We start from the raw sequence: 11,344 nt of genomic DNA, 5'->3' as shown, positions 1-11,344 counted from the left end.
AATGGCTAGTCACTGTTGTGCGAATCGGTCTTTGGACCGCTGCCCGGCGGGCCGCTGAGCACGGTGGGGACGTACTCGAGCAGCTGGAGCCGGCCGTCGAAGGTCCTGCTGTCCACCATCTCGAGTGCGACATCCGGATAGCCGTCGTAGATCCGCTCCCGACCGGTGCGACCCGTGATCACGGGGAAGACAACCAGCCGGAACCTGTCCACAAGGCCAGCGGTCAGCAGCGACCGGCAAAGACTGAGGCTCCCGAGGGTGCTCAGGGGCCCGGTCACGGACCGCTTCATCTCCCTGACGGCGTCCACCGCGTCCCCGGTGACCAGCTCCGAGTTCGGCCACGTCAGCGGCGCCTGCAGGGTGGAGGAGAAAACCACCTTGGGCACGGCGGCAAGGCCGGTCAGGCTGGCCCCCTCATCCTCGGAGAACCCTGCGCCCCCGGCTACGGCCTCTTGGGACATGCTGGACATCAGCCGATAGGTGTTCGCCCCGAGAAGGAAGGTGTAGCCCTTCTCCCCCTCCTGCTCGAGCCAAGCCAGGTACTCCGGCCCCTCCAGACCCCACCAGCCGGGCCATCCCTCGGCCGAGGCATACCCGTCCAGGGATATGATCAGGTCCACCATCAGGCCCGCTGATGACGCCTTCGCCGTTGCCTCGCCCATCGCCGTGTCCCCGATCTGATCGACATCAATGTCCACTGGGCCCCTCAGCCGAGGACAGCCGGTTCCCATCCGGGTCTAACCAAGCCACGGCCTGATCGGCACCACGCTGTAGGGAGATGCGGCTTCGACGCCTGTGCCCGAAATGCTATCCCCGGAGCGAGTAGGCGTTCAATAGGCCGCGGCGACTCAGCGCCGGAGTTTCCCCAGGTTCTGCCACTGCCAGAAGTTGCGCCTCCAGTTCTTACCGCGAGGTGATGGTGTGCTTCACCTCCAACACGCCCGAATCTTCCTCCGGCAATCTAGGCTTTCGCACCATAGCGTTGAACTGAAACAGGCACCGTCGACAACAAGGGAACCCCACATGGCAGATGCTGACCCCCGGAGCGGTGGTGGACGAAGCGGACTTTCCGCCCGGATTCTGGGAGGCGGAACCGAGCCCGATCCACGATTCACCCTGGCCAACGAGCGCACCTTCCTGGCCTGGATCCGCACCTCTCTGGCCTTGCTGGCGGGCGGGGTCGCCGTGGAGGCCTTCATGGCCGACCTCTTTGGCCCGGAACTTCGCAGAACCATCGCGGTGCTCCTGCTGGTGCTGGCCCTCGTCATCGGCGGCGGTTCGTTCTTCCGCTGGCTGAACGTCGAACGTGCCATGCGGCACAAGACCCCGTTGCCGCTGCCCTGGATCGCGCCCATCCTCGCCGCCGGCGGCGCCCTCGTCGCGGCCGTGATGGTCGTGTTCGTCCTGGCCCGCGCCGCCTGACCCGTGACGGGACAGGGCAATACCCCGACACACGGCGATGCCGGCCTCCAACCCGAGCGCACGGACCTTGCCTGGCGCCGCACCACCCTGTCCCTGGTGGCAGCCGCCGCCATTTTCCTGCGCTGGATGCCGCACCACGGCTGGTTCGCCGGCACGCTGGTGGCCGCCGCCGTCCTGACCGCCCTGGCCATCAACCTCACCCGCAGGCGCCGCCTCCACCGCGCCATCCGCGGCATCCAACAGAATGCGATGGTCCCGGACATCGCATCGACGGCGGCCGTCGCAGCGAGCGTCGTCGTCCTCGCCGTCCTGGGGATCTACACCGTCCTCTTCCTGCCCCTCACATAACTGGCAGCGGCGGGAGCCGCGCCGTGAACTGTCGTAGGACAGGAAACAGGCAACGCCAGAACACCGAGGGGTGCCAGCCTGGACCACTCCCCCAGCGCCTGCCCGCGCGCCGCGCCGATGTCTCAGGCGGAGGTCGGCACGATGTTGTGGTTGAGTCGGAAGAGGTTGTGCGGGTCGAAGCGGTTCTTCAGTGCCACCAGTCGGTCATATGTCTCCGGCCCGTAAGCCTGGCGCGCGGCCTCGACGATGTCTTGTCCGGTTTCTGCGCCGAGGAAGTTGACGTATTCGCCGTGCTCGACGAACGGCTGCATGAGAGCGTAGGCCTTCCTGGCGAACGCGCTCAGCCGCTCGTCCTCCGCCGGGTCCTGCCAGAAGCCGTAGATATTCAGCCAGTACTTCGCCGAGCGGTTGGGAAACGCTGTGGCCTCCTCCGGCACACGCTCGAAGGCCCCTTGCATGTGGTGGATATCGATCCCGGTCCCGAACCAGGTCACCTCGGAGGCGAAACCGACCAGAACGTCAACGGCAGCATCGTCCATCCGGGAGAACGACACGTTCTTCCAGTACCCCCGGGAGCCCTTGGGAAAGACGCTGTCCATGGCAGATTGCCACTCCAGCCAGGCGGTCGGCCCGACTTCCTCCTCGTCTGGTGGCGCGGCATCGCGCAGCTGCCCGATCAGCTCGAGCCCGGGCTGGTGGTTCTCCGAAGCCCAGGCGAAGCCGATGATCATCCATGGCTCCTCGCCCATCTCGAAGTCGGGCGGGAGCACCAGGAAGGAGACAATCGGGTTCATCTCCTCGGGCAGATCCTGCGTCCACCGATCGAAGGCTCTCAGCGCGCTCTTCCAGCGGGTCGGGCGGTAGAAGAAATTTCCGCCCAGCACGGCAGCCGGCAGCGGCCGGGCGCGGAAGGTGAAGGACGAGACCACGCCGAAGTTTCCGCCCCCGCCGCGCAACCCCCAGAACAACTCGGGGTTCTGCTGCTCGCTGGCGTGCAGGTGCTCTCCGGTGGCGGTGATGACATCGGCGGAGTCCAGGTTGTCCAGGCTCAGACCGTTGGACCGGGTCAGCCAGCCCACCCCTCCGCCGAGGGTCAGTCCGGCAACCCCTGTGGCGCTGATCACCCCAAGCGGCACGGCCAGTCCGTGCGTTGCGGTGGCGCGGTCCACGTCTGCCAGGGTCGCCCCGGGCTCGACGGTCACGAGCCGGCGTTTCACATCGACATCCACACCGCGCAACTGGCCTAGATCCAGCACGAGACCGCCTTCGACAGTGCCATGGCCGGCAATGTTGTGCCCGCCCCCGCGTACGGCAAGCGGCAGGCCGGTGCGCCGGGCTGCCCGCAGGACGGGATCGATGTCTCCCACGGCTCCCGCCCGGATGACGGCCCGCGGACGCACGTCGATCATGCCGTTCCATACCGCCCGGGCCTCGTCATACAACGGATCGTGCGGTTCGATCACCGACCCCGCCAGGTGCCCGCGCAACTCCTGCAGGGCGCGGTCCTCTTCGCCGTCCTGGTCCGCCTGATGCACTGTGCTCATCGGTCTGCTGCTTCCGTTCCATGGGGGTTGGTGCCCCTGGTCCTGTAGTGGATTTGATCTCGAACAGCTCGCGGTGTCGCCAGTATAGGGTCGCCCCGGGCGCCGAACAATGGATTTCGAAGGATCCTCGTGACCTTCGGCGCGACCCGGTTTGGGTGGGCGGGCTTGGGTCGTGAAACCATACGGAGCGTGACCCAGAAGATTGCGTACCAGGGTGAGCCCGGCGCCAACTCCCATATCGCCTGCAAGCAGATGTTCCCCGAGCTGGAAAGCGTCCCGTGCGCCAGCTTCGAGGACGTCTTTGAATTGGTGTCCAGCGGCGAGGCGGATCTGGCCATGATTCCGATCGAGAACTCGATCGCCGGCCGGGTGGCGGATATCCACATCCTGCTCCCCGAGTCCCGTCTGCAGATCGTCGGCGAGTTCTTCCTGCCTATCCACTTCGACCTGCTTGGCATCCCCGGCAGCACCATCGAGGCGGCCACCGAGGTCCACAGCCACATACACGCCCTGGGCCAGTGCCGGCGCCTGATCCGTGAAGCCCGGTTGCGCCCCGTCATCGCCGGAGACACGGCGGGTTCTGCCCGCGAAGTGCGGGAGTGGAACGATCCCGCCAAACTCTCTCTCGCTCCCCCGCTCGCTGCCCAGATCTACGGCCTGGAGGTGCTGGCCTCTCGGGTCGAGGACGATCCGTCCAACACCACCCGCTTTGTGGTTCTAGCGCGGGAAGCGGAACTGCCGACCCGGGACGAGTTGCCCGGACCGGCAGTGACCAGTTTCGTGTTCCGCGTCCGGAACGTCCCGTCCGCGCTCTACAAGGCTCTTGGCGGTTTTGCCACAAACGGCGTGAATATGACTAGGCTGGAGAGCTACATGGTGGGCAACGAGTTTGCTGCCACCATGTTCATGGCCGATGTCGAGGGCCACCCCGCGGACCTGTCGCTGCGGCTAGCCTTGGAGGAACTGGAGTTCTTTACCACCGAGGTCCGGATCCTGGGTGCATATGCCGCCGCAGAGTTCAGGACCCGGCAGGCAGCCGGCCACTGACCTCCCTGCTTACAGGGACGGCGAATGTTCGTTTCAGGGCTTGCGGCGGCCCACCACGACGCATTCCCGCCGTCGCGATAAACTGGATTGACCATGATCGGTGCCCAGCTCCGTCTTCTGGCCTGGTTCGTCATCCCAGCGACCCTCCTCTCGGGCTGCGCGCCCGCGATCAGGCTCGATGAGGCCGCCACGGATCGACCGATCCAGACCTCTCCGGCCCCGCCAGCCGCACGCGAGGTCGTCCCCGCTCCTCACCCGACCCCGTCCCCCACCCCGACATCGGTTCCCACGCCGGCCCCGGTGCCCCGGGCGTTCGCCCTCAACCTCTACAAGGAGGGGGACTTCGTTCCCCAGTACACCTTTGAGTGGTGTGTGGCGGCGAGCATCCAGATCATGCACAACCTCATCGACGACACGGGGGGCGGCACGTGGGCCGATCGCGTTCAGCAGGGACAGTTGTGGGAGATGGCCCGGGCACGGTCGTCCAACTCGTTTAACGGCGCCAACCCCTTGGGCTGGGCGGAGGTGCTGACCAAGGTCGGAATGGGGCCCTACACCGTCGTCAGCATCGCTGACTACCAGGAAGCGCTGCGGACCGCGGCGCGCGCCATCGCCGACACGGGCCGGCCGGTCGGGCTGGTCATGTGGCGAGGTCGCCACGTATGGGTGATGAGCGGCTTCACCTCGCTCGGCGATCCCGACCGGTTCCCGCGGTTCTCGGTCACCGGCATCCGCGTCCAGGATCCGCTCTACCCGTACGGCGACGAGCGGTGGGGACCTTCCCCCGCGCCCAACGCCCTGCTCACGCCCAAGCAGTTGGCGACGCAGTTCGTCGTCCGCGAGCCGCGACGCTGGAGCAGCAATCTGCCGGCCGGCTACATGCTGGTGCTGCCGCTCGCCAAGGCCTCATCGGACCTGTCGTAGTAGCAACAATCCACATAGGGCGCTCGTGAAATCTGAAGAGCGCCGGGCGTAGATGGTCGCAGACAAAACACCCGAGGAGGTCACGATGACGGTCGCTTTCAACCACACCATCGTCTACGCAACGGACAAACGCCGTTCGGCGGAGTTCCTGGCCAACGTGCTCGGACTGCCGAAACCCCAAGCCATGTGGTCTTTCATGACCGTGCCCCTCGACCACGGGGTGGCCCTCGATTTCGCCACGGTGGACAGGCCCATCTCCCCGCAGCACTACGCCTTCCTGGTCAGCGAGGAGGACTTTGACGGAATCTTCGCAAGGATCCAGGTCCAGGGCATCCCCTACTGGGCGGACCCGGGACGGTCCCGCCCGCAGCAGATCAACCACAACGACGGCGGACGTGGCGTCTACTTCGCGGATCCTGACGGGCATTTCCTCGAGGCGATCACGCGTCCGTACGGATCCTCTTCCTAGGAGACTTTCGCGTGCCATAGTCTGGGCACGCCAGCCTGCGGCCGAAGGTGAAGGCGGAAAGCAGGGCACAACTCGCCGAGAAGGGGCCACCCATGCTGATCTGCGCGACCTGCGCCGTCGAACGTGACGAACCTACCCCGGGGCTCTGCCCGATCTGCACCGACGAGCGGCAGTACGTGCCCGAGGACGGACAACAGTGGCTCACACTGGACGGGCTGGCGCATCAGGGACAGCAGGCATTGTTGAAGGAGAACGAACCGGGACTTGTCGGGATCAAGACGGAGCCAAAAGTCGGGATCGGCCAGACCGCTCAGCTTGTGCTGACACACGAGGGTTCGCTGCTGTGGGATCCGGTCGGATATGTCGATGACAACGCTGTGAAGGCCGTGCTGGAGCGAGGTCCGGTCCTGGCGATCGCCGCCAGCCATCCACACATGTTCGGTGTGCAGGTCGAATGGTCGCACCGGCTCGGTGGCGTCCCTGTACTTGTTGCGGACGCAGACCGCCGCTGGCTGGGACGCAATGATCCAGTCATCGAATACTGGTCCGGCAGTCAAACTATCGCCGAAGGATTGACACTGCACCAGACCGGTGGGCACTTCCTGGGCAGCGCGGTGGTGCACTGGGCTGCGGGAGCGGGTGGCAAAGGAGTCCTGCTGACCGGCGACAGCGTGTATCCGAATCCAGACCGCAGTTCCATCGCCTTCATGCGCAGCTACCCGAATCATTTGCCGCTATCCGGCGCGGTGGCACTGCGAATCGCCGCCCAACTGGGCGAACTCAAGTTCGACCGGATCTACGGCAACTTCAACAACGTCATCGCGTCCGGAGCCAAGGCCGTCCTCCACGCTTCCGCCCAACGGCACGCTGCTTGGGTGCGAGGAGACTACGATCATTTGACCTGATCTATCCATTTCACTTCAGCGTGATTTTGGGGTCCGGTAAAGGTCTACGAGGCCGTCGCCGCCGATCGGGAAGCAGGAACCGGACTCGGGCCCGACACCCTGTACGGTCTCCGCACCAAACCTCGTTTGAAGCAGCCAACCGGGCCACTGCCCCTGCCTGATCTTTTGCCCGATGTCGCCTTCAGTCTCCGACGGCTTCGCGGCCCCGTCGCACGATGAGCGGGTCCGGTTCGTACACGACCGAGGTGTCCTTGTCGTCGTAGTCGAACTGGTTAAGGAAGAACCGGATGGCGTTGATCCGCCCGCGTTTCTTGTCGTTGGACTTGATGGTGATCCACGGCGCGTGATCTGTGTCGGTGAGCAGGAACGTCTCTTCCTTGGCTTCGGTGTAGTCCTCCCACCGGTCCAGGGAGGCAAGATCCACGGGCGAAAGCTTCCAGCGCCGCACCGGGTCGATCTGGCGGATTGCGAAGCGGGTACGCTGCTCGTGCCGGGTGACCGAGAACCAGAACTTGTTCAGGTGGATGCCGGAGTCCACCAGCATCTTCTCGAAGACCGGCGCCTGCTCCATGAAGGTGTGATACTCCGCGTCGGTGCAAAAGCCCATGACCCGTTCCACGTTTCCCCGGTTGTACCAGGAACGGTCGAACATCACGATTTCACCTGCCGTGGGCAGGTGCTGGATGTAGCGCTGGAAGTACCACTGGCCCTGTTCACGGTCCGACGGCTTGCTGAGGGCCACGGTCCGGGCCGAACGGGGGTCCAGGTGTTCGGTGAAGCGCTTGATCGTTCCGCCCTTGCCGGCGGCGTCACGGCCCTCGAAAACGATGACGTTCTTGAGGCCGTGGTCCTGGCCCCAGTACTGGAACTTCAGCAGTTCGACCTGCAGACGGTATTTCTCGAGCTCGTATTCCTCCCGGGACATCCGCACGTCATACGGGTAGTCCTCGCGCCAGGTCTCGACCGCTAAGCCGCCGGGGTCGATGAGCTCCGGGTCTTCGCCCTGGCCGCCGCTCACGGTGTACCCCACCTTGACGAGACGGTCGATGGCTTCGCGCAGGTTGTCCCTTACCCACCACGGATCCCCGGGCGTCCACGGCATTCCTGCCTGCGTCATCCGGGTCTCCCTTCCGGCATCCCCTCAGAATCGACGGCAGTCTAACAGAATGGGCCGGCGCGCCGGAACACTCCTTGGACACTTCTCCGGCAGAACGGCTGGGTGTGCCGGCACCGGCATGATCACCGACCTCGGCGAGGCCGGTCGGAGGGATCCGGCATCGTCCGCACAAACACTAAGGAGGCTGATGGACGCGGCTGCATTACGCCCTCAAACTGATCTAATGGACGACACGGAAAAGCACGACACCATCGCCAAAGTCACCGCACGGCTCGCCGCACGCTATCCCGACGCGCCCCGGCCCTTGATCGCCCAGGTCGTCACGGAAGAATATGAAACACTCGATGCCGGCAGGATTCGGACGTACATCCCGACTCTGGTCGAACGCGGAGCCAAGAACAGGCTCAGCCGCAAGTTCTCCGCCCAGATCGCGAAAATCTGACAGAACTGTCGTCTAGTCTCTGTTACAGCGTGTTCAGAAACCCCAACGCCCTGCCGTGAGCTGCTCCCTGCCAGCTCGCGAAGAACACCTCTGGGCAATGTGGGCCGACCAGGATCACCGCTAAACTCAGACCCTTACAGATTTTCCTATTCAGAGGGAAACAGAGGGGGTCGGCCCAGGCGACCATGAGTGGGAACTGGATCCTTAAAGCGGTACCGGGCATCGAGCTGGCCCGGGGCTATAAGCGGTCATGGCTTAGGTCCGACCTCGCCGCTGGGGCGGCGTTGAGCGCCGTAATGATTCCGGCGGGAATGGCCTACGCGGAGGCGGCAGCCCTTCCGGCTGTCGCTGGGCTGTATGCATCGGTCGTTCCCATGCTGTTCTTTGCAGTTTTCGGCCCGGCGCGTGTGCTCGTTGTGGGGCCGGATTCATCCCTGGCCCCCATGATTGCGGCTGCAGTCCTACCCTTGGCGGGCCGCGAACCTGACCGTGCTGTTGCACTGGCCGGAGTTCTGGCGATCCTGATCGGAGCGTTCCTCTTAGCGGGAAGGATCTTCAGGCTGGGTTTTGTCACGGGGCTTTTGTCGAAGCCAATCCGCGTTGGATACCTGAATGGGATTGCTCTGGCCGTCATCGTCAGCCAGTTGCCCAGACTTCTTGGGATCTCCATTTCCGATGGCTCCCTTCCCGGAAAGGTTGCGGCAACTGCCGAAGCCGTCCTGAGCGGAGCCACCAATCCCGTCGCTATTGCATTCGGACTCGCAACGGTGGCAATCATCGTCGCGGGCCGTATCCTCCGGTGGAAAGTGCCCGGGGTCCTGCTTGCCGTCTCGGCATCCGTCGCGGTGACCGCGGCACTGAACCTGAAAGATGCGCTCCCCATGGTCGGGGCGCTGCCCCCGGGCCTTCCTTCGCCGGCTCTGGGAGGCGCCACCTTGGATGACGTGATAGGCCTCATCGGGCCAGCGGCCGGAATCGCGCTGATCGCTTTCGCCGATACGTCCACCCTCTCCAAAAGCCTGGCTGGAAGCCGCGAAGTGCACACGAGCGGAAACCAGGAAATGGGCGCCCTTGGCATAGCAAACGTGGCCAGCGGGCTGTTTGGCGGCTTTCCGGTATGCGGAAGTTCGTCACGGACACCGACCGCGCTCGACGCCGGGGCGCGGACTCCGTTCAGTGGCGTGGTGGCGGCCGCGGCGGTCCTGGTTTTCATGGTGGCGGCACCGAACGTGACCGCCTTTTTGCCCACGACCACGCTGGCCGCCGTCGTCATCGTTGCGGTCTCCTCGCTCATCGATGTCAAAACCCTTCTCCGGCTTGCCAGGATGAGCCGCACCGAAACCGCACTGCTGATCACCACGTTTCTCGGCGTCGCGTTCATTGGCGTGCTGCAGGGCATTGTGATTGCGATCGCGATGTCTTTGGTAGCCTTCATCCGGCGAGCATGGGACCCCTACCGCACCGAACTGGCCAGCGTTGAGGACATCCCCGGGTACCACGATCTGAACAGGCATCCGGAAGCGCAACGGGTTCCCGGCCTGGTGATCGCCCGCTTCGACGCGCCCCTGTTCTTCGCCAACGGCGAAGTTTTCGCCGAGCACATCCGGAACCTGGTCGCCCACGCCCCTGGCCCCGTTCATTGGGTGATTGTCGCTTCCGAAGCCATCACGGACCTGGATACCACGGCCCTGGACTGTCTTGTGGAGCTCGACGACGAACTGGCAGAACAAGGAATCAGCCTCGTCTTCGCTGAAATGAAGGGCCCCATCAAAGACCGCCTGATACGGTTCGGCGCCAGCAGCCGGTTCGGTCCCGACCACTTTTACCCGACGGTCACGAACGCGGTGAAAAGCTACAGGAATGCCTTCGGTCTTTGAGATCCACATCCTCGGAGTCAGAACTCACTCCGCCATGGCGTACTCGTAGGCTCCGTGCCCGTAGATCATCTTGCCGGAGAGCATGTAGATGAATTCGGTTCCGGGGTGCTGGAACAGCGGGAAGACATCTGAGGCGTCAGTCAGCGTCGGTTCGAGGGCGTCCGTGTGGCCTTTGAGGGTGCCCAGCACGCGGTATTCATGCCCGTGCTGGGTGCCGCTGCGCACGCGCTCACCGCAGGGCAGTACGCCTCCGTGGTCTTTCTCAACACCGCCATCGCCGCCTGCGACGTCTGCTCCCTGGCCATCGAACTGAAGTTCCGGCTCGGCCTGTTCGCCACAGAGGCCGCCCCAAAGAAGGTCAACGGACTGTTCTACGGCGGCGGCTTTGGCCTGCTCGGCGTCCAGGCGCTGGCACCCCTGGCTGTGCTTGCCTATTCCTTCGTCGTCACGTGGGTCATCGCAAAGGTCCTCAACGTCACGATGGGCCTGCGCATCCACGAGGCCGATGAACTGCGCGGCATCGACATCGCTGCCCACTCCGAGGCCGCCTACCTGAGCGACGAAGGGCCTGTCGAACTGGGCTCCCCCCCACCGCGGATAGCCGACGCCCGGCATCGTCGGGGAGATCAGGTGCTTTCGGGTGATGCCGTGTGGATGGACAGAGTCAGACGTGCAGGATCGGCCGGTAGATGAGTTCCTGGGTGTGGCCGTCGAGCGTCCGGCTTTCGATCAACTCGAGGTCGAAGTCGGCCCCGCCCTGGAAGATCGGGTTCAGCCCGGTCTGACCGGTGATCACAGGGAAGAGCGTCACCTGGACGCGGTCGACCAGACCGGCGGCCATCAGTGCCCGGTTCATCGACAGGCTGCCGTGCGAGCGCAACGGCACCTCGGACTCCTCCTCGAGCCGGGCGACGACGTCGACGGCGTCGCCCCTCGCGATGGTCGCGTCCGGCCAGTCGAGGGGTCCCTCAAGCGTGGTCGACACCACTGTTGCCGGCAGGTTCGTCATCCGCGTGACCCATGGGTCACGGACATCGGTACCCTCGGTGCTTGAGGCCAGCATCTGTGCGAACGCCCGGTACGTGTTGGCCCCGAAGACCATCCGCTGTTCCTCGCTGTACAGGGCGAGGCGGTGGTCGAGCAGTTCAGGGCCTTGCTTGCCCCAGTAGCCGCCCCAGTTGCCACGGTGGGCGCCGAAGCCGTCGAGGCTGGTAAAGACGTCGAACGTGTAGGTGGCGGTCATGATGTG

At 64.7% G+C, this 11,344-nt stretch carries 14 protein-coding genes; 9 read left to right on the top strand and 5 right to left on the bottom strand.

Annotation, left to right across the window (positions count from 1 at the left end; all coding sequences use genetic code 11):
* Positions 1–5: 5 nt before the first annotated feature.
* Entirely contained in the window at positions 6–662 is a 657-nt protein-coding gene (locus AC3A3W_RS12655) for a dihydrofolate reductase family protein (RefSeq protein ID WP_487443267.1), read from the bottom strand.
* A gap of 361 nt (positions 663–1,023) precedes the next feature.
* Between AC3A3W_RS12655 and AC3A3W_RS12650 the strand changes: the two genes are divergently transcribed.
* Both AC3A3W_RS12650 and AC3A3W_RS12645 read left to right on the top strand, forming a co-directional pair.
* The gene (locus AC3A3W_RS12650; protein ID WP_487443259.1) at positions 1,024–1,422 is read left to right on the top strand and encodes a YidH family protein; all 399 of its coding nucleotides are present in this window, start codon (positions 1,024–1,026) and stop codon (positions 1,420–1,422) included.
* Positions 1,423–1,425: 3 nt separating this feature from the next.
* Positions 1,426–1,770: a DUF202 domain-containing protein gene (locus AC3A3W_RS12645; protein WP_487443257.1), complete on the top strand. Its 345-nt coding sequence runs from the start codon at positions 1,426–1,428 to the stop codon at positions 1,768–1,770.
* A 122-nt stretch (positions 1,771–1,892) separates the two neighbouring features.
* Here AC3A3W_RS12645 and AC3A3W_RS12640 read toward each other — a convergent pair whose 3' ends face one another.
* Complete coding sequence (locus tag AC3A3W_RS12640) at positions 1,893–3,314, bottom strand: FAD-binding oxidoreductase (protein ID WP_487443256.1); 1,422 nt, start codon at positions 3,312–3,314, stop codon at positions 1,893–1,895.
* Between the two features lie 189 nt (positions 3,315–3,503).
* Between AC3A3W_RS12640 and AC3A3W_RS12635 the strand changes: the two genes are divergently transcribed.
* The 4 genes from AC3A3W_RS12635 (at position 3,504) to AC3A3W_RS12620 (ending at position 6,659) form a co-directional block, all read left to right on the top strand.
* Positions 3,504–4,361 (top strand): prephenate dehydratase, encoded by an 858-nt coding sequence (locus AC3A3W_RS12635; protein ID WP_487443254.1) that lies wholly within the window; start codon positions 3,504–3,506, stop codon positions 4,359–4,361.
* A 93-nt stretch (positions 4,362–4,454) separates the two neighbouring features.
* On the top strand, positions 4,455–5,285 hold the full coding sequence (locus AC3A3W_RS12630; protein ID WP_487443252.1) for a hypothetical protein: 831 nt from the start codon (positions 4,455–4,457) through the stop codon (positions 5,283–5,285).
* Positions 5,286–5,370: 85 nt separating this feature from the next.
* Positions 5,371–5,754 (top strand): VOC family protein, encoded by a 384-nt coding sequence (locus AC3A3W_RS12625; RefSeq protein ID WP_487443250.1) that lies wholly within the window; start codon positions 5,371–5,373, stop codon positions 5,752–5,754.
* 92 nt (positions 5,755–5,846) lie between these two features.
* Entirely contained in the window at positions 5,847–6,659 is an 813-nt protein-coding gene (locus AC3A3W_RS12620; protein ID WP_487443249.1) for an MBL fold metallo-hydrolase, read from the top strand.
* 181 nt (positions 6,660–6,840) lie between these two features.
* On the opposite strand, the gene ppk2 is transcribed toward AC3A3W_RS12620, so the two are convergent.
* Positions 6,841–7,776 (bottom strand): polyphosphate kinase 2, encoded by a 936-nt coding sequence (ppk2, locus tag AC3A3W_RS12615; RefSeq protein ID WP_487443247.1) that lies wholly within the window; start codon positions 7,774–7,776, stop codon positions 6,841–6,843.
* A gap of 223 nt (positions 7,777–7,999) precedes the next feature.
* On the opposite strand from ppk2, the gene AC3A3W_RS12610 reads away from it, so the two are divergent.
* Complete coding sequence (locus AC3A3W_RS12610; protein ID WP_487443245.1) at positions 8,000–8,218, top strand: three-helix bundle dimerization domain-containing protein; 219 nt, start codon at positions 8,000–8,002, stop codon at positions 8,216–8,218.
* A 185-nt stretch (positions 8,219–8,403) separates the two neighbouring features.
* On the top strand, positions 8,404–10,095 hold the full coding sequence (locus AC3A3W_RS12605; RefSeq protein WP_487443243.1) for a SulP family inorganic anion transporter: 1,692 nt from the start codon (positions 8,404–8,406) through the stop codon (positions 10,093–10,095).
* 24 nt (positions 10,096–10,119) lie between these two features.
* Here the strand turns inward: AC3A3W_RS12605 and AC3A3W_RS12600 are convergent, their stop codons facing one another.
* A complete protein-coding gene (locus AC3A3W_RS12600) occupies positions 10,120–10,284 on the bottom strand; it encodes a hypothetical protein (protein WP_487443241.1) in 165 nt (54 codons plus the stop codon).
* A gap of 9 nt (positions 10,285–10,293) precedes the next feature.
* Between AC3A3W_RS12600 and AC3A3W_RS12595 the strand changes: the two genes are divergently transcribed.
* Complete coding sequence (locus tag AC3A3W_RS12595) at positions 10,294–10,788, top strand: hypothetical protein (protein ID WP_487443239.1); 495 nt, start codon at positions 10,294–10,296, stop codon at positions 10,786–10,788.
* Here AC3A3W_RS12595 and AC3A3W_RS12590 read toward each other — a convergent pair.
* Positions 10,760–11,338 (bottom strand): dihydrofolate reductase family protein, encoded by a 579-nt coding sequence (locus AC3A3W_RS12590; protein WP_487443237.1) that lies wholly within the window; start codon positions 11,336–11,338, stop codon positions 10,760–10,762. The two genes, AC3A3W_RS12595 and AC3A3W_RS12590, sit on opposite strands and share 29 nt — an antisense overlap.
* Positions 11,339–11,344: the final 6 nt, after the last annotated feature.

The sequence above is a fragment of the Arthrobacter sp. Soil_N43 genome (genome assembly GCF_057655195.1).
Note: the sequence above shows the minus strand (reverse complement) of the source record. Positions and strands in the feature narration are given on the sequence as shown.

Coding starts and splice junctions, on each gene's coding strand:
- AC3A3W_RS12655 (WP_487443267.1), bottom strand. CDS start 662: ATGGGCGAGGCAACGGCGAAGGCGTCATCAGCGGGCCTGATGGTGGAC.
- AC3A3W_RS12650 (WP_487443259.1), top strand. CDS start 1,024: ATGGCAGATGCTGACCCCCGGAGCGGTGGTGGACGAAGCGGACTTTCC.
- AC3A3W_RS12640 (WP_487443256.1), bottom strand. CDS start 3,314: ATGAGCACAGTGCATCAGGCGGACCAGGACGGCGAAGAGGACCGCGCC.
- AC3A3W_RS12630 (WP_487443252.1), top strand. CDS start 4,455: ATGATCGGTGCCCAGCTCCGTCTTCTGGCCTGGTTCGTCATCCCAGCG.
- AC3A3W_RS12625 (WP_487443250.1), top strand. CDS start 5,371: ATGACGGTCGCTTTCAACCACACCATCGTCTACGCAACGGACAAACGC.
- AC3A3W_RS12620 (WP_487443249.1), top strand. CDS start 5,847: ATGCTGATCTGCGCGACCTGCGCCGTCGAACGTGACGAACCTACCCCG.
- ppk2 (WP_487443247.1), bottom strand. CDS start 7,776: ATGACGCAGGCAGGAATGCCGTGGACGCCCGGGGATCCGTGGTGGGTA.
- AC3A3W_RS12610 (WP_487443245.1), top strand. CDS start 8,000: ATGGACGACACGGAAAAGCACGACACCATCGCCAAAGTCACCGCACGG.
- AC3A3W_RS12605 (WP_487443243.1), top strand. CDS start 8,404: ATGAGTGGGAACTGGATCCTTAAAGCGGTACCGGGCATCGAGCTGGCC.
- AC3A3W_RS12595 (WP_487443239.1), top strand. CDS start 10,294: ATGCCCGTGCTGGGTGCCGCTGCGCACGCGCTCACCGCAGGGCAGTAC.
- AC3A3W_RS12590 (WP_487443237.1), bottom strand. CDS start 11,338: ATGACCGCCACCTACACGTTCGACGTCTTTACCAGCCTCGACGGCTTC.